Consider the following 21,662-nt stretch of genomic DNA (forward strand, 5'->3'; position numbering starts at 1 on the left):
CGGGAACCGGGGCCCTCCCATCCGTGTGCGTCAGGACGCTGGGCTCAGCTGAGCTTGCCGTACTCCTCCTTGATCGGCTGGGGAACGTTCTTGTCGTCGAACTGGTAGATGCCGATGTAGGCCTCAGTCGGGTCGCCGGCATCGGAGAAGGTCACCGGCCCCGACTTGCCGTCGTAGTCGATGTCCTTGCCCTGGCGCAGGAGGGTGACGCAGGACGCGAAGTCACCGCACTTCTCGCCGCCCTCGGAGACGTCCTTGAGGTGCTTGGCGATGTCGACGCCCTTGGTGCTCTTGGCCTCCTCAGCCGCGAGGGCAATGAGGTTCACCGCATCCCAGGACTCGCCGGCGTAGGAGTAGTCCTTGAGGGAGGGGTCAATCGCGAGGAGCTGCTTCTTGAAGTCGTCCTTCGCGAACGTGCCCGGGATCGTGCCCTGCGCACCCTTCAGGGTGCCGGCCTGGAAGTCCTTGCTGTAGTCGGAAGTGTTGCCGTCCACCATGAACATGGACGTCGGCTTGACGCCCTTGCCGGTCAGCAGCGGAACGATCTGCTTGGCCTGGTCGAAGGTGATGAGCGCAATGGCATCCGGCTTGGCCGCGAGGACCTTGTCAACCTGGGTGCTGAACTGCGAGTCGCCCTCGTTGAAGAGCTCCTCGGCCACGACCTTGCCGCCAGCAGACTGGAACGCGTCCTTGACGTTCTTCTGGAGGCCCGTGCCATAGGCGTCATTGAGGACGATCATGCCGAGGGTCTGGGCCCCACAGCTGGCGATGTAGTTGCCGAGCACGCGGCCCTGGAGGACGTCCGAGGGCGCCGTGCGCCAGTAGAGGCCCTTGTCGTCCCAGGTCGTGAAGTCGGGCGACGTGTTGGCGGGAGAGAACTGCACCACGCCTGCGCCCGTGATCTGGTTGATGACCGTCTTCGACACGCCGGAGGACGCCGCGCCGATGATGGCGCTCACGTTCTGGCCGAGCAGGTTCGTGACGGACTGGGTCGCGATGTCCGTCTTCGTGTCACCGGAGTCCCGGTGGATGACCTCGATGGGCTTCCCGAGCACACCGCCGGCGTCATTGACCTGCTTGACGGCGAGGTTGACGCCGGCGATCTCCGGCGGCCCGAGGAACGCGAGGGAACCGGTCGTCGGAAGCAGTGAACCGAGCTTGAGCGGAGTGTCTGTCGTCGTCGTGGCAGGCGGGACCGATCCGGATGCGCGGGTGGGGGCGGCGCTTGCACCACCGCTTCCGCTCTGGGGCGCGGGACAGGCAACGCCCTGCGGCGCCGCGCTGGCGGAGCTGCTGCCTGAGGACGTACTGGAGCCTCCACCGCATGCGGTGGCGAGAAGGGCGACGCCGACACCGAGCGCGGCGAGTTTCGCCGCCCGGGGCGTAGCCTGAAGGCGCTGAATCATGCGTAATCTCCTCCATCGAAGGTGCCGGGCACCCTGATGCGAACAACCAGGTGTTCCTGATTAGAAGACAGGCTAATTCAACGCTTAACCCTGAATACAGTGTTTCAGGTCACATGCTGGTAACGGATGGGGACTACATGGAAGACGTGCCCCAGCAGGGACTCGAACCCTGACTGAGCGGATTTTAAGTCCGCTGCCTCTGCCGATTGGGCTACTGGGGCGTGCACACCAGCCTAGCGAATCCGGTCCGACGCAGGAGTGACTGCCGTAGCGGCCGGGACGCCGGACTACTTGGTTCCGGCGGGAACCTTCTCTGCAGCGGGCGCGGCGGGGGCCGCGGCAGCGGGCTTCGGGGCGGGACGGGCAGCGGCCTCGAAGGCGGCGCGCGGGTTGTCGAGCCCCTGGATCGGGGTCGTGTCGCGGCCGGCGAACAGCGAGGAGAACCAGTCGAGGATGACCCGGAACTTGCGCTCGGCAGTGGGGATCGCCATGCCGTGGTAGCCGCGGTGGGCGAGCCAGGCGAGCGGGCCCTTGAGGCCGATCCGGCCGAACAGGTTGATGTTCGCGACGCCCTTCCAGGCACCGAAGCCGGCAACGGCACCGAGGTTCTTGTGCTTGTAGTCGGTCAGCGGCTTGTCCCAGCGGCTGGCCCACAGGTTCTTCGCGAGGACCTTGGCCTGGCGCAGGGCGTGCTGGGCGTTCGGGACACACGTTCCGTCCGGGAGGCCCTTGCCGGTGAGGTCCGGCACCGCGGCGATGTCGCCGGCGGCCCAGGCGTTCTCGATGATGCCCTCGTCGCCCGCGATGCGCAGGTCGGGCAGGACGCGCACGCGGCCGCGCGGCTCGAGCGGGAAGTCGGTCGAGCGGACCATGGGGTTGGCCTGGACGCCGGCGGTCCAGATCAGGGTGTCCGCCTCGAACTCGTCTGCGGGAGCCTTGTCCGGCATGCTGATGAGCTTGAGCGGCCCCTCGGCGCTGGCGAGGGACGTGTTGAGGAGGACCTCGACGCCACGGCTCTGGAGGTGCTCCACGACCCAGTCGGCCTGCTCGGCCGTGACCTCGGGCATGATGCGGCCCATGGCCTCGACGAGCACGAACCGGACCTCGTCCTGGTGCAGGCGGCCGTTGTTGCGCACGGCCTCGCGGGCGAGGTCCTCGAGCTCGGCGATCGTCTCGATGCCGGCGAACCCGCCGCCGACGACGACGAAGGTCAGGGCGCGCTTGCGCTCCGCCGGGTCGGTCGCGGTGGAGGCGAACTCGATGCGCTCCAGGACCTGGTTGCGCAGGGCCACGGCCTCCTCGATGGTCTTGTTGCCGATGCCCTTGTCGGCGAGGCCGGGGATCGGGAACGTGCGGGTGATCGCGCCCGCGGCGAGGACGACGTCGACGTACGGGACCTCGACGGTGCCCTGATCGCCCGGAAGGGCAACGACGGCCTTGCGGTTCTCGTGGTCGATGGCCGTCACGGAGCCCTGGATGACTTCGGTTTTCTTCAGGTGCTCGCGGAGGGAGACGACGGCGTGGCGCGCCTCGATGTTGCCGCCGGCCACCTCGGGCAGGAACGGCTGGTAGGTCATGTAGGGAAGCGGATCGACGACGGTGACGATGCCACCGGCCTCGGCGATCTTCTTCTGGAGGTTGAGGGCGACGTAGAGGCCGACGTAGCCGCCGCCGACGACGAGGACGCGCGGGCGCTCGACAAGCTGCAGGGAGGAGGAAGGCATGCAACCAGCGTAGCAGCTTGTGAAAATATTCACTAGCGCTCGGTGAGGCGCGTCCTCGATGCCACGCGGCGCATGTGGAGCCCTCCCGTGATGGCGATCCCGGCGATGAGCGCCGAGCACCCGACGACGACGATCGGCGGCCACGGGTTGTCCGCGGCCGACGGCTCATGGGGCACGGGCGCGGCCGGCTCCGGAAGCGCTGCCGCCGGGGCCGAGGAGGCAGCGGCCGCGCCCGGGGCGGCGGTCGCGGGCGTGCCCTTCCGGTGCACGCGGATCCAGTCCGCGATCGACCCGAGCGGGTTGGCCGCCGCTTCCGGGACGTCGGCCTTCAGGGCGGCCTCCGCGTCGAGGATCCCGAATCCGTAGATCGGGTCCTGGCCGGCCGGTCCGGCGTCCTTGGCGGTCGAGAGGATCCGGTTGATGACCTGCGACGCGCTCATCGCGGGCCATTTCGCGCGGATCAGCGCCGCGACCCCCGAGACGATCGGAGCCGCACCGGAGGTGCCGGCCCATTCGGCGTACTGGCCCCCGGGCATGCCGCCCACGAGGCCTTCGGCGGGCGCGGCCACGCCGATGCTGATGCCCTGCGCCGAGAAGTCGACGCTCGCCGTGCGGGCCCTGTCCAGGCCGGCGACCGTGAGGACGCCCGGGATGGTCGCGGGTGCGCCCACCTGGACGTTGCCTCCGCCCCGGTTCCCGGCGGCGGCCACGATCACGACGTCCTTCTGCTCGGCGTACAGGAACGCCTCGTCCCAGCTCTGGGGCCATGCCGGCGAGGAGCTGCCGAGGGAGATGTTGATGACCTTCGCGCCCTGGTCCACGGCCCAGCGCACCGCCTCGGGAATCTGGTCCTGGTCGGACCGGCCCGACGGATTCACCGAGCCGAGCCAGGTCGAGACGGTCAGGAGGGAGGACTCCGGCGCGACGCCGACGACGCCGTCGGGGCCGCCCGCCGGGTCGGTGTCCTTGGCCTGGGTCGCGTGTCCGCGGCCGGCGAGCATCGTGGCGACGAGCGTGCCGTGCTCGGGCTTGGCACCGAGGGGCTTCTGGCCGTCCGCCGCGCCTGCACCCGAGGCGTCGTGGCCGCCGACGACGACGCCGCGGAGGTCCGGGTGCCGGCCGTCGATTCCGCTGTCGATCACGGCGACCTTGACCCCGGCGCCCTTCGAGACCTGCCAGGCCTTGTCGATTCCGTACTCGGCGATCCAGTACTCGCGGTCACGGATGCTGTCCGCTCTGGCCGGTGCCGCCGGGATCAGGAGGGCGGCGACCGCGGCGGGCAGGACTGCCGCCACCGCGACCAGCACTGCGAAGAGGGCCGCGGCCGCTCGGGCCACTGCTCGGTTCCGCGTCACAGCGACTCGGGGGCCAGGGCGCTCAGGGCAATGCCGTCGAGGATGTCATGCTCGCTCGTCACGGCAGTGGCGATCCGGCCGTCGGTGAGCTCCCCCATCCGTGCGAGGATGCGGCGCCACACGAGGGCACCGGCCCCGATCACGTCCACGCGCCCGGGATGCATGTACGGCAGGGCGGCCCGCTCGGCGTGGCTCATGTCCAGCAGCGACGTGCACGCCGCCGCGATCTGCGCTGTCGGGAGCTCCGTGCCGTGGATGCGCTCGGGCAGGTAGGACGGCAGCTGAAGGGCGTGCGCCGTAAGGGTGGTGACGGAGCCGGCGACCCCGATCACCGCCCTGGCCTCGGCCAGGGGCACGGCGGCGAGGGCCTGTTCGATGCCCGCGTCGACGTCCGCCTCGGCCGCTGCAATCTGCTCGGGCGTCGGAGGGTCGGACCGGAGGTGCCGCTCGGTGAGGCGCACGCAGCCGATGTCGACCGAGCGCGCTGCGCGCACGCCTTCAGCGTCTCCGAGGACGAATTCGGTGCTCCCGCCGCCGAGGTCGACGACGACAACGGGGACGCCCGGCTCGAGGGCGAGGACGCTGGCCGCTCCCGCGAAGCTCAGGGCCGCCTCCTCGTCTCCGCTCACGACCTCGGGCTCGACGCCGAGCCGGGCCCTGATGCCGTCGACGAAGACGCTGCGGTTGCGGGCATCGCGCGTCGCGGAAGTCGCGACGAAGCGGATGCGCTCCGCCCCGAGGGAACGGATCGTCGCGGCGTAGTCGTCCGCGGCCGCGAACGTCCGCTCGAGGGCCTCCGGGGCGAGCTCGCCGGTCGCGTCGACGCCCTGCCCGAGCCTCACGATCCGCATCTCGCGGTGCACGTCGGACAGGCGGGGTGGCCGCTCTGCCGCCGCGCCGCCGTCGTGCGCCGCGGGCCCGTCTGCACCGGCATCGGCGACCAGGAGGCGGATCGAGTTGGTCCCGCAGTCGATCCCCGCGACCCTCATGCCTTTCCGCCGCCCTCAGTGCGGGCAGCCTCGGTGGCGGAGTCTCCGGCGTCCGAGCGCCTGGCGGGCGCCGGCCGGCCGGTCATCGACGGCAGGCCCTGCGGCCCATGGCGCGATAGGTCCCGGCTGGGGGCCGCGCCCTCCGTGTCCCACGCGCCCTCGCACCAGCACCGGTCCCGCGTCCACCATTCGGCGATGCGCTCGATCGCCTCGTCCCCGAGCGGGTTGACGCCGGGCCCCATCGCGAGCGACTGCCCGACGAGGACGTGCAGGCACTTGACCCGGGAGGGCATGCCGCCGGCGGAGACGCCATCGATCTCGGGGACGGGACCGGTCCCGGCCTGCCGCCCGATCTCCTCGCGGGCGGCCAGGTAGGCCTCGTGCGCCGCCCGGTAGGACGCGGCAAGCTCCGGGTCTGCCTCGAGGCGCGCGTTCATCTCGGCCATGACGCCGGCGGCTTCGAGCCGCGAGACGGCGGACGTGATCACGGGGTGTGTGAGGTAGAAGGTGGTCGGGAAGGGCGTGCCGTTGCCCAGCCGCGGCGCCGTCGCCGCGACGAGGGGATTGCCGCAGACGCAGCGGGCCGGGATGGCGACGACGTCGCGCACCGGCCGGCCGAGCTGCCGGCTCAGCACCTCGAGGTCGGCGGGCGTGGGCGCGTCGCTGGGCGCGGTGGAGTTCTCGGTCACGGTGGTCCTTGCTTGGTCGGTCAGGGGCGGCTCAGCCGCGGGAGCTGCTCACTCCGTGGCGGCACGGACGAAAGAGTCCCAGAAGCCCTCGGCCCACGGACGGTCTCCACCGCTCTGGGACGCCGGGCTCCCGGCTGCCGGCGAGGTGGAGCCGACGTCGCCGAACACCCAGTAGGACGTCTCGCCGGGCATGACCATGTTAATGCGGTCGCGGGCCTGCTGCTTGACGTAGTTGGGGTCTTCCCACCGCGAGATCGACTGGCGGAGCCCGTCCTGCTCGGTCTTCCTTGCCGCGATGTCCTGCTCGAGCGAGCTGATCTCGGCACGCTGGCTCAGGAACACCCGCACCGTCGGCGCGAGCATGACCGTGATCGCGACGAGCACGACGGCGAGTGCGAGGATCCGGCCCGAGAACGCCCGGGCCGGGACGGGCGCCTCCGCTGCCGAGGTCGCGGCGCGTCCTGACGGCGCCGCAGTGGCGCGCGACGACGACGCCAACGACCCGGAGGCGGCCTTCGGCGCGGCTGCGCTCGGGCGGGCAGTGTCCTTGGGGACGGGGCCGCCGGTGGGGCCGCCGGTCGCGGGCGCGGGCGGCCTGCGCTTCGTGCCGGGGGTGCGGGGCACCGCCGGTCGACGCGTGGCCATGGGCGCTCCTGACGTGGGACGGGGCCGCCGGATGCACAACCGGCCGCGGCGGCCATGGTGTCTTCCACCATAGCCGCCGCGGCCGGCGAATCCGTGCAGGGCCCCGGGCGGGTGCCGGACTCCTAGGTTCCGTTCAGCTGGCCGAGTCCTCGGCCGGCGAGGGTGACTCAGCCCTTGAAGCGCGGGAAGGCGCTGCGGCCCGCGTAGCGGGCGGCGTCGTCGAGCTCCTCCTCGATGCGCAGGAGCTGGTTGTACTTGGCCACGCGCTCGGAGCGGGCCGGGGCACCGGTCTTGATCTGGCCGGCGTTGGTGGCCACGCAGATGTCGGCAATGGTCGTGTCCTCGGTCTCGCCGGAGCGGTGCGAGGTGATGGTCGTGTAGCCCGAGCGCTGGGCGAGGGAGACGGCGTCGAGCGTCTCCGTAAGCGAACCGATCTGGTTCACCTTCACGAGCAGCGAGTTGGCCGTGCGCGCGTCGATGCCCTGCTGGAGGCGCTCCGGGTTGGTCACGAACAGGTCGTCGCCCACAAGCTGGACCTTGTCGCCGATGCTCTCGGTGAGGATCTTCCAGCCCTCCCAGTCGTTCTCGTCGAGCGGGTCCTCGATGGAGACGAGCGGGAAGTCGTTGACGAGCTCGGCGTAGTACGCGCTCATCTCGGAGGCGGAGAGGGACTTGCCCTCGAACTGGTAGGCACCGTTCTCGAAGAACTCCGAGGAGGCGACGTCGAGGGCGAGGGCGATGTCCTTGCCGGGGGTGTAGCCGGCCTTCTGGATGGCCTCCGTGATGAGCTCGAGGGCCGCGCGGTTGGAGGGCAGGTTCGGGGCGAAGCCGCCCTCGTCGCCCAGGCCCGTCGAGAGGCCCTTCTCCTTCAGGACGCCCTTGAGGCTGTGGTAGACCTCGACGCCCCAGCGGAGGCCCTCGGAGAAGGTCTCGGCGCCGAGCGGGGCGATCATGAACTCCTGGATGTCCACGTCGGAGTCGGCGTGGGAGCCGCCGTTGAGGATGTTCATGAGCGGCACGGGCAGCACGTGCGCGTTCGGGCCGCCCAGGTACTTGTAGAGCGGGAGGTTGGCCGAGTCCGCAGCGGCGTTGGCGACGGCGAGGGAGACCCCGAGGATGGCGTTCGCGCCGAGGTTGGACTTGTTGGCGGTGCCGTCCAGGTCGATCATCGCCTGGTCGATGGCACGCTGGTCAGTCGCGTCGAAGCCGTTCAGCGCCGGGGCGATCTGGTCGAGGACCGCCTCGACCGCCTGCTGGACGCCCTTGCCCAGGTAGCGGCCCTTGTCGCCGTCACGGCGCTCCACAGCCTCGAATTCGCCGGTCGATGCGCCCGAGGGGACGGCCGCGCGCCCGAGGGAGCCGTCGCTGAGCAGGACCTCGACCTCGACCGTCGGGTTGCCGCGGGAGTCCAGGATTTCGCGGGCGTGGATGGCATCGATAAGCGCCATGGATGTGCTCCTTGGTGGAAACGTGCTGACTTCGAAGGTGGTGATACCAGGGGTGACCACGGTGTCGTCCCCAGCCTAGTCGGCCCCCAGCTGGCCCGCGACCATGTGACGCCTGCCCTCCGCGGGCGGCTCGGGCCCGCTGCCGGCGCTCAGAGACGCCCGACGGCGGTGCGCAGCGCCCGCTCGGAGTCGAGCCCTCGCGCCCGGGCCGCCTGCACGACGCCGAGCAGGAAGTCCCCGAGTTCCTCCTCCGTCCCGAACGCCGAAGTCACCCCCTCTGACGCCGAAGTCACCCCCTCTGACGCCGAGGTCACCCCCTCTGACGCCGAAGTCACCCCGTCGAGCGCACGACGCCGCTCCGCCCGCCCGAGCGCCTTGTCCGCGAGGGCGAGCGCCGGAAGGTGCCGCGGAAGCCCCTCGAGCGCGGTGGGGCCGACAAGGTGCGGCGAGGCGTCGCCGTCGTCCGCGGTTCCCTCGGCGAGTGCCGCCTTCTCCGCGCGCTTCGCCTCGTCCCACGAGGCGATGATCTCCTCGACCGTGGCCGGGAAGCTCGGCTGCAGGCCGCCGTCGGGCGTGAAGACGTGCCGGTTGCGGCGCACCATCTTCTCCGTGAGCGCCTCCGCCACCGCGTCGAGGTCGAAGGCTCCGCGCTCCCGCGCGATCTCGGCGTGCAGAACGACCTGGAGCAGGACGTCGGCGAGCTCTCCCTTGAGGTCTTCCTCGGGATGCCCATCCTCGATGGCCTCCACGAGCTCGTACGACTCCTCCACGAGGTACGTCACAAGGGAGGCATGCGTGAGCGCGGCCGTCCAGAGGCAGTGCTCGCGGAGGAGGCGGATCACCTCGACGAGACGGTCGACGGCGGCGCTCACGGTTGGCTCATTTCCTCGCCAGGGCGCGCTAGCTGGAGAGGTTCGAGTAGGCCTCGTTGATGTACTCCACGAGGTCCTCGCGGTCCTCGAGGGGCAGGAAGGCCGCCTCGGCCGCGTTGAGCGTGAGCTCGAGGAGGTCGTCGAGGTCGTAGTCGTAGGCCTCGACGAGGAGCTGGAACTCGTCCGTGAGGCTCACCCCGCTCATGAGCCGGTTGTCGGGGCTGACGGTCACGTTGAAGCCCAGCTCATACAGCATGTCGAAGGGGTGGTCGAGGATGTCCTCTCCCCACTGGGAGATGGCCCCGGTCTGGAGGTTCGAGGACGGGCACAGCTCGAGCGGGATGCCACGGTCGCGGACCCAGGCGGCGAGCTGCCCGAGCGTCACGTCGAGGATCGGCACGCCGTCCTCGTCGACCTCGTCGGTCGCCTCGACGGCGATGTCCTCGGCGATCCGGACGCCGTGGCCCAGCCGCACCGCGCGCCCGTCCACGAGCGCGGACTGGATGCTCTCGGGCCCGGCAGCCTCGCCGGCGTGGACCGTGGCTGGGAAGTTGTTCTGCGCGAGGTACCTGAAGGCCTCCGCGAAGCGCGACGGCGGGAACCCGTCCTCGGCGCCGGCGATGTCGAAGCCCACCGCGCCGCGGTCCCGGTGGCGCACGGCGAGCTCGGCGATCTCCATCCCACGGTCGGCGTGGCGCATGGCGGTGATGAGCTGGCCGACGGCGATGACGCGCCCGGTCTCCTCGACCGCGGCGACGCCCTCCTCGAGGCCAGCCTGGACGGCTTCGACAGCCTCGTCGAGCGTGAGTCCCCTGGCGAGGTGCTGCTCGGGCGCCCAGCGCACCTCGCCGTACACCACGCCGTCGTCCGCGAGGTCCTCCACGAACTCGCGTGCCACCCGGCGGAGCGCGGACGCGGTCTGCATGACGGCAACGGTGTGGTCGAAGGTCTCGAGGTACCGCGGGAGCGAGCCGGAGTCGGCGGCCTCGCGGAACCATGCGCCCAGGGCGACCGCGTCCGTGGACGGCAGCTCGTGGCCGACCTCGGCGGCCAGTTCGATGATCGTGGCGGGGCGGAGGCCGCCGTCGAGGTGGTCGTGCAGGGAGACCTTCGGGAGGTTCCGCAGGTCGAAGGTCAGGTCCGGGGCGGCGTCGATGTTCGGCTCAGTCACGGGCTCAACTCTAGAGAAGCCCCGACCCGCGGGCCAGACGGCGCGCTACTCGCGCGGCGTGGTGGAACTCTCGTGCTCCCGCGGAGCGTAGTCGTCGGCGTGGGCGTGCGGGTGCTCGCGCAGCTCCCGCTCGTGGTCCGCGGCGGCGCGGGCCGCCGCCTTCCGAGCATCGACGGTGTCGCGCCAGCGGTGGAACAGCGTGATCGAGTGGTCGAGGGCCACGCCGAGGACGAGCGCGAAGACGACCGCCACGACGACGCTGAGCAGCGGGTTGTGGTGCAGCCAGGGAAAGGAGCTCGCCAGCAGGCCGACGCCGAGCGAGTAGCCGACCCAGGTCAGGCAGGCGAACGCGTCGAGCAGGAAGAACGTGCGGTGCCTGAACCCCGTGCTGCCCGAGACGTAGTTGACTGCGACCCTGCCCCACGGGATGTAGCGCGCGGTGAAGATCAGCACCGCGCCGCGCTTGTCGAGCTCGTGGCGTGCCCAGCCGAAGACCTTCTGCACCTTGGGCCGGCGCATCCACTTCCACCGCTCGGTGCCGATCTTCCGGCCGAGCATGTACGCCATGTTGTCGCCGGCGATCGCGCCGACGAGCGCCGTGAGCCCGAGGATCCAGAGGTTGGGCTCACCGCTGTGGCGCCAGTAGGCCGCGAGCGCCACGATGAGCGTCTCGCTCGGAGCCACCATCGCGAAGCCGTCTATGAAGAAGAAGACGAGCAGGATGGGGTAGATCCACCATTGCCCGGCGGCATGGAGAATCACTTCATTGATGCTTTCCAGCATGCCGGGGACTCCTCGCGAATATCGGTCAGTCCAGTGTCGCACGCGGCCCGGCGCGCCGTCACCCGTCCTGAGGCGTAGGCGAGGGGCGCGGCTCAGCCGGCGATGCGGTCGATGATGAGCCTCCGTCCCGGGCGCGCCCCCTCCGGGGCGATAGTCACGGCACCTTCGAGGGCCTCCTTGGCGCGATCGAAGCGCTCGGGGGTGTCGGTCAGGAGGGTCATCAGCGGCTCGCCGGCGCGGACCGACGCGCCGGGCTTGGCATGCAGCCGCACGCCCGCTCCCGCCTGGACGGCGTCCTCCTTCCGCGCCCGGCCGGCTCCGAGCCGCCACGCGGCGACGCCCACCGCGAGGGCATCGAGCCCCACCAGCGTCCCGTCGGCGGGCGCGTAGACGGTCTCGGACTCCTTGGCCCGTGGCAGGGGCGCGTCGGGGTCGCCGCCCTGGGCGGAGATCATGCGGCGCCAGACGTCCATCGCGCGGCCGTCCTTGAGCGCCGCGGCGGGATCGGCGCCGCGCACCCCCGCCGCGGCGAGCATCTCCTCGGCGAGCCGGACGGTGAGCTCGACGACGTCCTCGGGGCCGCCGCCGGCGAGCACCTCCACGGACTCCTCGACCTCGATGGCGTTGCCGGCCGTGAGGCCGAGAGGGGTGCCCATGTCGGTCAGGAGCGCCACCGTGTTCACCCCCGCATCCTGGCCCAGCGCGACCATGGTCTGGGCCAGCTCGCGGGCGGACTGTTCGTCCTTCATGAACGCGCCGGAGCCCACCTTGACGTCGAGGACGAGCGCGCCGGTTCCCTCGGCGATCTTCTTGCTCATGATCGAGGAGGCGATGAGCGGGATGGCCTCGACCGTCCCGGTGACGTCCCGGAGGGCGTAGAGCTTCCTGTCGGCCGGCGCGAGCCCCGCGCCCGCGCCGCAGATGACGGCGCCGACCCCGTCGAGCTGGGCCATCATCTCGGCGTTCGTGAGAGAGGCGCGCCAGCCCGGGACCGACTCGAGCTTGTCCAGCGTCCCGCCCGTGTGGCCGAGGCCTCTTCCGGACAGCTGGGGCACGGCCACACCGAACGCGGCGACGAGCGGGGCGAGCGGGAGCGTGATCTTGTCGCCCACTCCTCCGGTCGAATGCTTGTCCGCCGTGGGGCGCTGTCCGCCGGAGGGTGTCCGCAGCGAGGAGAAGTCGAGGCGCTCGCCTGAGGCGATCATCGCCGTCGTCCATCGGGCCGTCTCGCGGTGGGTCATCCCGTTCAGGAGGATCGCCATGGCGAGGGCGGACATCTGCTCGTCGGCGACTGCACCGCGTGTGTAGGCGTCGATGACCCAGTCGATCTGTGAGTCGGTGAGCTCGCCCCGGTCGCGCTTGGCGCGGATGACGTCGACGGCGTCGTGCGGCTCGTGTGCCTCGGCTGCGGCTTCTGGCAGGGTCACGTGGTGTCCTTCCGGTCGTCGGGGAGGTCCTGCGGCCCGAAGGCGTCCGGGAGGACCTCGTCCATGGAGCGTTCCCCGCTCACCGTCAGCAGGCGCATGCCGGGCGCACGGAACTCGTAGAGGAGCTGGCGGCAGCGCCCGCAGGGCATGATGACTGTGCCCTCTGCGTCGACGCACACGAAGGCCACGAGGCGTCCGCCTCCACCGAGCTGGAGCTGGCCCACGAGCGTGCACTCGGCGCAGAGCGTGAGGCCATAGGAGGCGTTCTCGACGTTGCAGCCCGTGATGGTGCGCCCGTCGTCCACGAGCGCCGCGGCGCCCACCGGGAACCTCGAGTACGGCGCGTAGGCCGCGGCCATCGCCTCGCTGGCCGCGGCCGTGAGGGCGTCCCAGTCGATCCGGTGGCCGGCCACGCGGGGCTCACTGCTTGACATAGGGGATGCCTTCCATGGCCGGCGGGCGCGAGCGGCCCACCAGCCCGGCCACGGCGAAGACCGTGACGACGTACGGGAGCATCGCCATGAACTGGCTCGGCACCGGCGAGCCGATGATCGTGATGATGCTCTGCAGGTTGTCCGCGAAGCCGAACAGCAGCGAGGCCAGGAACGCGCCGATCGGGTTCCAGCGTCCGAAGATGAGCGCAGCCAGGGCGATGTAGCCGCGGCCGGCAGACATCTCTTTGCTGAAGGCATCCACCGCCACGAGCGTGAAGAAGGATCCGCCAATCCCCGCAACCGCTCCGCCGAGGATGGTGTTCCAGAATCTGGTCCGGTTGACGTTGACGCCCAGCGTGTCCGCAGCCTGCGGGTGCTCCCCGACCGCCCTGACCCGCAGGCCCCACCGGGTGTGGAACAGTCCCAGGTAGACCACGATCACCGCGATGTACATGAGATAGCCCACGAGCGACTGGCGGAACAGGATGGGCCCGATGAGGGGGACGTCGGCGAGGACCGGGATCGCGATGCTGCCCAGGTGCGGGGGCTTGTTGAGCCCCTCGGGGTTCTCCGTCAGGAGCGTCGAGAAGAGGAAGTTGGTCAGCCCCACCACCAGGACGTTCAGCACGACGCCGACGATGATCTGGTTCACGAGGTACTTGATGCTCACGAGGGCCAGGACGAGGGAGACGAGAGCTCCCGCAACCGCCGCGGAGACGAGGCCCACGTAGACGTTCTGGGCGATCGTCGCCCCGACGGCGGCGCTGAATGCGCCCATGAGGAGCTGTCCCTCGATCGCGATGTTCACGATCCCGGAGCGCTCGCACAGGACGCCCGAAAGCGACCCGAACACGAGCGGGACGGCGAGGGTGACCGCGCCGGCGAGCAGGCCGGCGAGCGAGATGTAGGGGGTCTCGGCCGCGCCGCCGGCCACGATCCAGGTCAGGAAGCCCACCAGGAAGGCGACGGCGAAGACGGCGGTGGCCCAGCGCGGCGTCGTACGCGACCGGACGGTGAGCCACACGGAGTACCCGGCCACCGCGAGCATGATCACCGCGGTGAGCCACCCGACAACGGGCGCGCTGAGCGTGATCAGCGTGACGTTCGCGACGCCGAGGATGGACAGGACGAAGACGACGACGGCCGCCGCGAAGGCGCCGGGAACCCAGCGCGCCGGGGTGCGGCGCTGGCGGTACCACAGGTAGCCGAACCAGCCGGCGGCGGCGAGGGCGACGGCGAACGCAAGCCACGCCGCGACCATCGATGCCTCGCCCCCGGTGTCGACGAGGCCGAAGGCAGCGTTCTTGCTGCCCGAGAGGACGCCGAACATCAGCGTCCCGGCCACCGCGAGGATGGACAGGCCGACAGCGGTCTTCCGGCTCACGAGCGCCCCGCCCCCCGCCAGGGCGCTCTCACTGGCAGACCGAGGCGCTGACGTGGTGGCGGTCATGACGCGGCTCCGCTCTGGCCCGAGGCGGCCGGGGTGGGGGTGGGGGACGCGGTGCCGTCCCGCTTCTTCCGGCGTGGGTTGAGGCCGAAGATGGCGCGCACGAGCGGCGGGGCCGCGATGAACAGGACGATGAGCGACTGGATGACGAGGACGATGTCGATCGGCGTCTGCGTGACGGCCTGCATCGAGACGCCGCCGGCCCGGAAGGCGCCGAACAGGAGGCCCGCGAAGAAGGTGCCCCACGGCGTCGAACGTCCAAGGAGCGCCACCGTGATGGCGTCGAAGCCGATCGACGCCGCGACGCCTGCGGAGAGGTACTTCTCGGTGCCTGAGACTTGGGCGATCCCGGCGAGCCCCGCCAGTGCGCCGGCGAGGGCCATGACGAGCACCGTGGCCCGGTTCACGTTGATCCCGGCGGTCCGCGCGGCGTTCGGATTGGCGCCCACGGCACGGAACTCGAAGCCGGTCGTGGAGCGGGACAGGATCCACCGCACCACCCACGTGACGAGGATGGCGAGGATGAACCCCGCGTGCAGCCGGAACTGCGGTCCGAGGAGCGCGGGGAAGAGGGCTGTCTCATCCAGGAACGGGGAGATCGGGTTCGTCGAGCCGGAGCGCTGGAAGCCTGGCTGCGTCAGGAGGAACAGCAGGAGGAAGCTCGCGATGTAGTTGAACATGATCGTGACGATGACCTCGTGGGCGCCGGTGCGCGCCTTGAGGAAGCCGACGAGGCCGCCCCAGAGGCCACCGCCGACAATCCCCGCGAGCACCACAAGCGGCAGGTGCACAGCGGCCGGCAGATGCCACGTGAACCCCACATAGGCCCCGAACAGGGCGCCGAAGATCAGCTGGCCCTGGGCGCCGATGTTGAAGAGGCCTGCGCGGAACGCGATGGCGACGCCGAGGCCCGCGAAGATGAGCGGTGCCGAGACGGTGAGGGTCTCGGCGAGAGGATAGAACATCGCCGCAGCGTCGGTGCCCTCCCAGTTGAAGATCGACCCCTGGACGAGTGCCGCGTAGGGCCGGAGGACCTCGGAGATGGTGTCGGACGGCCGGGCGAAGAAGTAGCCCGCCGCCGTGGCGACCTTCGGGTTCGTCACCGCCATGAGGACGCCGCCGATCACGATGGCCAGGACCACCGAGAGCAGCGAGACCATCGGCGTCCCCGTGACGATCCGCCGGAAGACAGACTCCTCGTCGTGCCGGCCAGGAGCCTCGGGCGCGGGGACCGGCCGCGGGCCCTGCGCCGACTCCGGGGCGTTTCGGGTCTCAGCCATGCGTCTCTCCTCGGGTGTGGTCGCCGGCCGGCGGGGGCTGCTCGGTCTCCTGGGCTGCGGCTGCGCGCGCCTCCTCGGCGTTCATCCCGGCCATCATGAGGCCGAGGACGTCGCGCGGTGTGCCGGCGTCCACGACGCCCATGAGCCGCCCGCGGTACAGGACCGCGATGCGGTCGGCGAGTTCCATGATCTCGTCGAGCTCCGTCGAGACGATCATCACGGGAGTCCCATGGTCCCGCTCGGCGAGGATGCGGCGGTGCAGGAACTCGATGGAGCCGACGTCGACCCCGCGGGTGGGCTGGGAGGCGATGAAGAGGCGCAGGGGCCGGGACAGCTCGCGGGCCATGACGACCTTCTGCTGGTTCCCGCCCGAGAGCGAGGACGCCGGCACGTCTGCCGACTGCGTCCTGATGTCGAACTCCTCGATCTTCTCCTTGGCCTGGGCGGCGATGCGCGAGGGCCTCATCGCGAGCCCTCTGGCGAACGGCGCCCTGTCGTAGAGGTCGAGGACGAGGTTCTCGGCGACGCTGAACGCGCCGACGAGGCCGTCGTGGGAGCGGTCCTCCGGGACGAACCCGACCCCGGCTTCCAGGATGTGCTTGACGGACCGGCCGAGCAGCTCCTTGCCGTCGAGGACCACCGAGCCGGTCGCGTGCTTCGCGAGCCCCAGGATGGCCTCCGTGAGCTCCGTCTGGCCGTTCCCCTGGACACCGGCGACGGCGAGGATCTCGCCTTGGGCGATGTCGAAGGTGACCCCGTCGACCACCCGCTGCCCGTTGGGCGCGGCGACCGTGAGGTCCCGGACGGAGAACGTGGTGTCCTTCGGCTCGGCGGGTGCCTTGTCGAGGGTGAGGATGACGGGCCGGCCGACCATCATCGTCGCGAGCTCCGCGGGGGCGGCCGACGGCGCGGCGTCGCCCACCACCCGGCCGCGGCGGATCACGGTGATCACGTCGGCGACGGCCTTGACCTCGCGCAGCTTGTGGGAGATGAAGATGATCGACGTGCCGGAAGCCTTGAGCTCGCCGATGATGGCCAGGAGCTCGTCCGTCTCCTGGGGCGTCAGGACGGCAGTCGGCTCGTCGAGGATGAGCACCTTGGCGTCCCTGACCAGCGCCTTGATGATCTCGACGCGCTGCTGGACCCCGACGGGGAGGTCCTCGACGAGCGCGTCGGGGTCGACGTCGAACCCGTAGCGGGCGGAGATCTCCCGGATCCTCTTCCTGGTCGCCTCGAGGTCGAGGAAGCCCGCCGCCTTCGTCGACTCGGCGCCGAGGGCGACGTTCTCGGCGACGGTGAAGACCGGCACGAGCATGAAGTGCTGGTGCACCATCCCGATCCCGGCGGCCATCGCGTCCGCCGGCCCGCGGAAGGACACGGCGCGGCCGTCCACGAGGATCTCGCCCTCGGTGGGCTCGTACAGCCCGTACAGGACGTTCATGAGGGTCGACTTGCCGGCCCCGTTCTCGCCGAGGAGTGCGTGCACCTGCGAGTCCTCGACGGTCAGGTCGATGTGGTCATTGGCGGCGAACGTGCCGAAGCGCTTGGTGATGCCGCGCAGTTCGAGTTTCACGGGTGGAACCATCCCCTTCGCGTGGGTGGGGCCAGCGTCACTGCCCATCATGCCAGCGCCGCCCGCCCGTGAGGGCGGACGGCGCGGCGCTCGTGCTGGATGCTGACGGACGCAGCCCTGCGGCTACTTGGAGACCGGGCTGGACTTCGAGGTCACCTTGACAGAGCCCGAGATGATGTCCTTCTTGAGCTGGTCGACTTCGCTCTTGAGGTCGGAGGGGACCGTCGAGTCCAGGTCGTGGTACGGCGCGAGTGCCACTCCCCCGTTCTCGAGGGTGCCCACGTACGGGGTGGAGTCGAACTTGCCGTCCTTGTCGTCCTTGATCACCGACTCGACCGCGTTGGCCATGGTCTTCTGGACCGAGGTGAGGAGCACCGACTTGTAGTCGGGGGCCGTGAGATAGCCGTCCGAGTCGACCCAGATGAGCTTCGCGTCGGTCCCGGCCTTCTTCGCGTCGAGGACGGCGGAGCCTGCTCCGGCGCCGACCGGGCCGGCCACGGGGAGGATGATGTCCGCGCCCTGCTGGAGGAAGCCCTGCGTGAGGACCTTGCCCTTGTCGATCGACTTGAAGTCGCCCACGAACGTGCCGTCCTGCTTGTCCTTGTCCCAGCCGAGGACCTGGACGTTCTTGTTCTTCTTCTGGTTGTAGTACTTGACCCCGTCCGCGAACCCGTCCATGAAGATCGTCACGGTGGGGATGTTGAGGCCGCCGAAGGTCGCGACCTTCCCCGTCTTGGAGGTGCCGGCGGCGAGGTAGCCCGCGAGGAAGGCGGCCTGGGCAGTGTCGTAGACGATCGGCTTGACGTTCTTCGGGAACGACGGGTCCGCGAAGTCGATGATGGCGAAGTGGCTGTTCGGGTTGGCGGTGGCGATGTTCTTCGTCGCGTCGCCGAGCAGGAAGCCGACCGTCACGGTGAGCTTGCAGCCAGCCTGGACCATCGAGCGCAGGTTCGGGTCGTAGTCGGTGTCCGCCTTGGACTGGACGTGCTTCTCCTGGATGCCGAGGTCCTTGGCCGCCTTCTGCAGGCCCTCGTACCCGGACTGGTTGAAGGACTTGTCGTCGAAGCCCCCGGAGTCGGAGACCATGCAGCCGAGGTAGTTCGAGGCCGAGGCGCTGCCCGAGGAGCCCCCGCTCGAGGGCGCTTGACCACATCCGGCAAGCACGAGCGCGGCGGCACCGGCAGCGGCGACGCCGGCGAATCCGGCCTTGGGCAGACGGAAACGTGTGGGGTTCATGGAGTCCTCCAGAGACGCGGGCGCGTGGTACGACTCACAACCTACTCGCCAAACGAATCCTTCACATAGGCGGCGGCGCCAGCGGACAGGCAATCGTTGGCGATTCGTTACCTGTGCCGCACGAGGCCCGCGCCGGTGGCGGCTACGCCCGTCTCAGAGGTCGCGGACGCTCCGCAGCGCCGTCGCCGTGAGGACCTGCACGCCGTAGCCGATGGCCCGCTCGTCGACCACGAGGTCCCCGCGGTGGAGGTCGTACTCCTCCCCGCCGGGGGTGTGGGTCCCAAGGCGGAACATCGAGCCCGGGACCTCCGCGAGGAACCACGCGAAGTCCTCCCCGCCCATGGACTGGGGAGTGAGCACGACGGCGTCCTCCCCCAGTTCGGCACGCGCTGCGGCCTCGATGAGCGCCGTCTCGTGCTCCGAGTTGACCACCGGAGGCACGCCCCGGGTGTGCTCGAGGCTCACGTCGACGCCATAGGGTGCGGCGACCTGCTGGACGACCTCGTCGAGGAGCTCGCCCGCGCTGTGCCACGCCTCCCGGTCGAGGCACCTCATGGTGCCGGCCATCGAGCCCGACGCCGGGATCGCGTTGGGCGCGGAGCCTGCGGAGATCTGGCCCCACACCATCGACACGCCACTGCGCACGTCCACCCTGCGGGAGAGGACGGCAGGGACGTTGATCGCGATCTGGGACAGGGCGAAGACGAGGTCCTCGGTCAGGTGCGGGCGCGAGGTGTGCCCCCCGCGGCCGGTCAGCTCGATCCTGATCGTGTCCGAAGCCGACGTGATCGGCCCGATGCGCGTGCCGATCCTGCCGACGTCGATGCGCGGGTCGCAGTGCAGCGCGACGATCCGCGGGACCCCGGAGAGCACGCCCTGGTCGATGCACGCGAGGGCGCCGCCGGGCATGGTCTCCTCCGCCGGCTGAAACAGGACGCGGACCGTGGCCCGGAGGGGCCGTTCGCGGTCCAGCTCGGCGAGCATGAGGGCGGAGCCGAGCGCCGCCGTCGTGTGCACATCGTGTCCGCAGGCGTGGGTCACGCCGTGGTTGCGGGACGCGAACGGCAGCCCCGACTCCTCGATGATGGGGAGCGCGTCGATGTCGCCCCGGATGGCCGTGGCGATGGGTCCGCTCCCGATGTCCACCACGACGCCGGTGCCCTCGAGCCGCTTCGGGCTGAGCCCCGCCGCCTCGAGGCGCGCGACGATGCGGTCGGTGGTGCGGTACTCATGGAACGACAGCTCGGGATGGGCGTGGAGGTCCCGGCGGAACGCGATCAGCTCGTCCAGGAACCCCTCGAGCCGGGGACCCACGAGCGGGGTCGGCTCCGCCTCTGTCGTGTAGTTTCGCACCCGTTCACTCTAGCGTCACCGTGCTGTGCACCAGTGATTGCCGCCCCGGCCGACCGCTTCTACAGCACGTCGGTGTCGCCGCTGGCCTTGAGCCCGGCGACCGCGTTCTTCACCTTCTGCGCGTGCTCCTTGGTGGTCACGAGCAGCGCGTCCGGCGTGTCGACGATGACGACATCCTCGATGCCGATGAGCGCGATGACGCGCTTCGTGTCGGAGACCACGATCCCGCTCGCGTCCTCGGTGAAGACGCGGGCACCCTCGCCGATGACGGTGACGGCGTCCACCTCGCGGGCGCTGTTGAGCCGGCCGATCGCGGCGAAGTCACCCACGTCGTCCCAGCGGAACGCGCCGGGCACGACGGCGACGTCCCCGGCTGCCGCTGCGGGCTCGGCCACCGCGTAGTCGATCGCGATCTTCGGCAGCGTGGGCCACACCCGTGCGGTGACCTCGTCCCGGTCAGGGGTGTCCCACGCGGCGGCGATCTCGGTGAGCCCCTCGAAGAGGACCGGCTGGTTCGCCGCGAGGTGCTCGAGCATGAGCTTCACGGGGGCGACGAACATCCCGGCGTTCCAGAGGTACTCCCCCGACGCCAGGTACTTCTCGGCGACCTCACGGCTGGGCTTCTCGACGAACTCCGCGACCGCGCGGGCGCTCGGGGCGCCCTCGACGTCCAGCGCCTCGCCGCCCCGGATGTACCCGAAGCCGGTCGAGGGGTGAGTGGGCTCGATGCCGATGGTGACGATCTTCCCGCGCTCGCCCGCGGCGGCGGTGTACACCGCCTCGCGCACGGCGGCCTGGAACACGTCGTCGGGGCTGATGACCTGGTCCGCCGCGAAGGAGCCCATGATGATGTCCGGGTTCCGGCGATACAGGATGGCCGCGGCCAGTCCGATGGCCGCCCCGGAGTCCTTCGGCTCGCTCTCGAGCACGACATCAGACGGGTCGAGCTCGGGGATCTGCCGGCAGACGGCGGCCTCATGGGCCAGGCCGGTCACGACGAGGAACCGGCCGTTGGCCAGCGGGGCGAGCCTGTCGTACGTCGCTCGGATGAGGGTGCTGCCGGAGCCCGTCAGGTCGTGGAGGAACTTCGGGGCGGCGGCACGGGACAGCGGCCAGAGCCTCGTCCCCACGCCGCCGGCGGGGATCACGGCCACGAAGCGGTCGAGGACCGATCCGGGCGCAGCAGAAGAGAGTTTCATCGCCCTAACTCTAAGTCAGTCGCTCCCGGCGCCGACGACCCCGACGGCATGCAGCGCGCCCGACTGTGACCATTACCACGCCTCTGCACAGGACCAAATACCCAAATTGAGTAAGCTGTGGGCGAAGTCTAGATTTAGGCTGGAGCTCGAGAAGAGCGCGCCCTGCGTCCTGCAGGGCAGCTGGCGCACCGGTAGCCCCCTCCGCATGGGCCCCATGCGGGCACCGGTGCCCGCAGGGAGGTTTATTCAGTGCCGACAAAACCAGCTGGCACCCTGTACCGCGGCCGTGAAGGCATGTGGTCCTGGGTCGGACACCGGGTCACCGGCGTCGTCATCTTCTTCTTCTTGTTGGTGCACGTCCTGGACACCTCATTGGTGCGCGTGTCCCCCGAGACGTACACGGCCGTCATCGGCGCCTACAAGAACCCGCTCATGGCCCTCGGCGAGACCGGCCTCGTCGCCGCCATCCTCTTCCACGCCTTCAACGGCCTGCGAGTCATCCTCGTCGACTTCTGGAAGAGCGGCCCCAAGTACCAGCGTCAGATGCTGTGGGCCGTCCTCGTGATCTGGGTGATCGCCTTCGCCGGCTTCGCCATCCGCCATCTCTCGCTCGCGCTGGGAGGCCACTGAT

19 protein-coding genes and 1 tRNA gene are annotated in these 21,662 nt (G+C 70.4%); 1 reads left to right on the forward strand and 19 read right to left on the reverse strand.

What is annotated here, in order from left to right:
* Positions 1 to 44 precede the first annotated feature (44 nt).
* The 19 genes from ACQ5BE_RS06355 to ACQ5BE_RS06445 all read right to left on the reverse strand — a co-directional run bounded on the left by ACQ5BE_RS06355 (position 45) and on the right by ACQ5BE_RS06445 (position 21,031).
* On the reverse strand, positions 45 to 1,406 hold the full coding sequence (locus tag ACQ5BE_RS06355) for an ABC transporter substrate-binding protein (RefSeq protein ID WP_430296124.1): 1,362 nt from the start codon (positions 1,404 to 1,406) through the stop codon (positions 45 to 47).
* Between the two features lie 147 nt (positions 1,407 to 1,553).
* Positions 1,554 to 1,627: transfer RNA gene (locus ACQ5BE_RS06360), tRNA-Leu, on the reverse strand.
* 66 nt (positions 1,628 to 1,693) lie between these two features.
* Positions 1,694 to 3,130: an NAD(P)/FAD-dependent oxidoreductase gene (locus ACQ5BE_RS06365; RefSeq protein ID WP_430296125.1), complete on the reverse strand. Its 1,437-nt coding sequence runs from the start codon at positions 3,128 to 3,130 to the stop codon at positions 1,694 to 1,696.
* A 32-nt stretch (positions 3,131 to 3,162) separates the two neighbouring features.
* Positions 3,163 to 4,467: a S8 family serine peptidase gene (locus ACQ5BE_RS06370; protein WP_430296126.1), complete on the reverse strand. Its 1,305-nt coding sequence runs from the start codon at positions 4,465 to 4,467 to the stop codon at positions 3,163 to 3,165.
* 14 nt (positions 4,468 to 4,481) lie between these two features.
* On the reverse strand, positions 4,482 to 5,474 hold the full coding sequence (locus ACQ5BE_RS06375) for an exopolyphosphatase (RefSeq protein ID WP_430296128.1): 993 nt from the start codon (positions 5,472 to 5,474) through the stop codon (positions 4,482 to 4,484).
* Positions 5,471 to 6,163 carry a DUF501 domain-containing protein gene (locus ACQ5BE_RS06380; protein ID WP_430296129.1) on the reverse strand — a complete coding sequence of 231 codons (693 nt, stop codon included), beginning with the start codon at positions 6,161 to 6,163 and terminating at the stop codon, positions 5,471 to 5,473. Before ACQ5BE_RS06380 ends, ACQ5BE_RS06375 begins: the two co-directional genes overlap by 4 nt.
* Positions 6,164 to 6,211: 48 nt before the next feature.
* Entirely contained in the window at positions 6,212 to 6,808 is a 597-nt protein-coding gene (locus ACQ5BE_RS06385; protein WP_430296130.1) for an FtsB family cell division protein, read from the reverse strand.
* A 167-nt stretch (positions 6,809 to 6,975) separates the two neighbouring features.
* Complete coding sequence (gene eno / locus ACQ5BE_RS06390; RefSeq protein ID WP_208711973.1) at positions 6,976 to 8,256, reverse strand: phosphopyruvate hydratase; 1,281 nt, start codon at positions 8,254 to 8,256, stop codon at positions 6,976 to 6,978.
* Between the two features lie 149 nt (positions 8,257 to 8,405).
* The gene (locus tag ACQ5BE_RS06395) at positions 8,406 to 9,128 is read right to left on the reverse strand and encodes a MazG nucleotide pyrophosphohydrolase domain-containing protein (RefSeq protein ID WP_430296131.1); all 723 of its coding nucleotides are present in this window, start codon (positions 9,126 to 9,128) and stop codon (positions 8,406 to 8,408) included.
* A gap of 28 nt (positions 9,129 to 9,156) precedes the next feature.
* Positions 9,157 to 10,299: an adenosine deaminase gene (locus ACQ5BE_RS06400; RefSeq protein ID WP_430296132.1), complete on the reverse strand. Its 1,143-nt coding sequence runs from the start codon at positions 10,297 to 10,299 to the stop codon at positions 9,157 to 9,159.
* Positions 10,300 to 10,344: 45 nt separating this feature from the next.
* Positions 10,345 to 11,079 (reverse strand): DedA family protein, encoded by a 735-nt coding sequence (locus tag ACQ5BE_RS06405; protein ID WP_430296295.1) that lies wholly within the window; start codon positions 11,077 to 11,079, stop codon positions 10,345 to 10,347.
* 95 nt (positions 11,080 to 11,174) lie between these two features.
* On the reverse strand, positions 11,175 to 12,509 hold the full coding sequence (locus ACQ5BE_RS06410; protein ID WP_430296133.1) for a thymidine phosphorylase: 1,335 nt from the start codon (positions 12,507 to 12,509) through the stop codon (positions 11,175 to 11,177).
* Positions 12,506 to 12,943, reverse strand: coding sequence for a cytidine deaminase (locus ACQ5BE_RS06415; RefSeq protein ID WP_430296134.1), 438 nt, complete (start codon positions 12,941 to 12,943; stop codon positions 12,506 to 12,508). Before ACQ5BE_RS06415 ends, ACQ5BE_RS06410 begins: the two co-directional genes overlap by 4 nt.
* Entirely contained in the window at positions 12,930 to 14,393 is a 1,464-nt protein-coding gene (locus ACQ5BE_RS06420; RefSeq protein WP_430296135.1) for an ABC transporter permease, read from the reverse strand. The genes ACQ5BE_RS06415 and ACQ5BE_RS06420 overlap by 14 nt, the downstream gene beginning before the upstream one ends.
* Positions 14,390 to 15,670 (reverse strand): ABC transporter permease, encoded by a 1,281-nt coding sequence (locus tag ACQ5BE_RS06425; RefSeq protein WP_430296136.1) that lies wholly within the window; start codon positions 15,668 to 15,670, stop codon positions 14,390 to 14,392. The genes ACQ5BE_RS06420 and ACQ5BE_RS06425 overlap by 4 nt, the downstream gene beginning before the upstream one ends.
* Positions 15,663 to 17,243: an ABC transporter ATP-binding protein gene (locus ACQ5BE_RS06430; protein WP_430296137.1), complete on the reverse strand. Its 1,581-nt coding sequence runs from the start codon at positions 17,241 to 17,243 to the stop codon at positions 15,663 to 15,665. The genes ACQ5BE_RS06425 and ACQ5BE_RS06430 overlap by 8 nt, the downstream gene beginning before the upstream one ends.
* Positions 17,244 to 17,366: 123 nt before the next feature.
* On the reverse strand, positions 17,367 to 18,479 hold the full coding sequence (locus ACQ5BE_RS06435) for a BMP family lipoprotein (protein WP_430296139.1): 1,113 nt from the start codon (positions 18,477 to 18,479) through the stop codon (positions 17,367 to 17,369).
* 153 nt (positions 18,480 to 18,632) lie between these two features.
* Positions 18,633 to 19,832 carry an amidohydrolase gene (locus ACQ5BE_RS06440; protein WP_430296141.1) on the reverse strand — a complete coding sequence of 400 codons (1,200 nt, stop codon included), beginning with the start codon at positions 19,830 to 19,832 and terminating at the stop codon, positions 18,633 to 18,635.
* A 59-nt stretch (positions 19,833 to 19,891) separates the two neighbouring features.
* Positions 19,892 to 21,031, reverse strand: coding sequence for a mannose-1-phosphate guanylyltransferase (locus ACQ5BE_RS06445; protein WP_430296143.1), 1,140 nt, complete (start codon positions 21,029 to 21,031; stop codon positions 19,892 to 19,894).
* Between the two features lie 249 nt (positions 21,032 to 21,280).
* On the opposite strand from ACQ5BE_RS06445, the gene sdhC reads away from it, so the two are divergent.
* Positions 21,281 to 21,661 (forward strand): succinate dehydrogenase, cytochrome b556 subunit, encoded by a 381-nt coding sequence (gene sdhC / locus ACQ5BE_RS06450; protein ID WP_208711964.1) that lies wholly within the window; start codon positions 21,281 to 21,283, stop codon positions 21,659 to 21,661.
* The last annotated feature ends 1 nt before the right edge of the window (position 21,662 follow it).

It is taken from the genome of Sinomonas sp. B1-1, from assembly GCF_050474465.1.
GTDB classification, from domain to species: Bacteria; Actinomycetota; Actinomycetes; order Actinomycetales; family Micrococcaceae; genus Sinomonas; species Sinomonas flava.

What these genes read in the sequence shown, in the direction of transcription:
- ACQ5BE_RS06355 (WP_430296124.1), bottom strand. Translation starts at nt 1,406, where the DNA reads ATGATTCAGCGCCTTCAGGCTACGCCCCGGGCGGCGAAACTCGCCGCG.
- ACQ5BE_RS06365 (WP_430296125.1), bottom strand. Translation starts at nt 3,130, where the DNA reads ATGCCTTCCTCCTCCCTGCAGCTTGTCGAGCGCCCGCGCGTCCTCGTC.
- ACQ5BE_RS06375 (WP_430296128.1), bottom strand. Translation starts at nt 5,474, where the DNA reads ATGAGGGTCGCGGGGATCGACTGCGGGACCAACTCGATCCGCCTCCTG.
- ACQ5BE_RS06385 (WP_430296130.1), bottom strand. Translation starts at nt 6,808, where the DNA reads ATGGCCACGCGTCGACCGGCGGTGCCCCGCACCCCCGGCACGAAGCGC.
- eno (WP_208711973.1), bottom strand. Translation starts at nt 8,256, where the DNA reads ATGGCGCTTATCGATGCCATCCACGCCCGCGAAATCCTGGACTCCCGC.
- ACQ5BE_RS06415 (WP_430296134.1), bottom strand. Translation starts at nt 12,943, where the DNA reads ATGTCAAGCAGTGAGCCCCGCGTGGCCGGCCACCGGATCGACTGGGAC.
- ACQ5BE_RS06420 (WP_430296135.1), bottom strand. Translation starts at nt 14,393, where the DNA reads ATGACCGCCACCACGTCAGCGCCTCGGTCTGCCAGTGAGAGCGCCCTG.
- ACQ5BE_RS06425 (WP_430296136.1), bottom strand. Translation starts at nt 15,670, where the DNA reads ATGGCTGAGACCCGAAACGCCCCGGAGTCGGCGCAGGGCCCGCGGCCG.
- ACQ5BE_RS06435 (WP_430296139.1), bottom strand. Translation starts at nt 18,479, where the DNA reads ATGAACCCCACACGTTTCCGTCTGCCCAAGGCCGGATTCGCCGGCGTC.
- ACQ5BE_RS06445 (WP_430296143.1), bottom strand. Translation starts at nt 21,031, where the DNA reads ATGAAACTCTCTTCTGCTGCGCCCGGATCGGTCCTCGACCGCTTCGTG.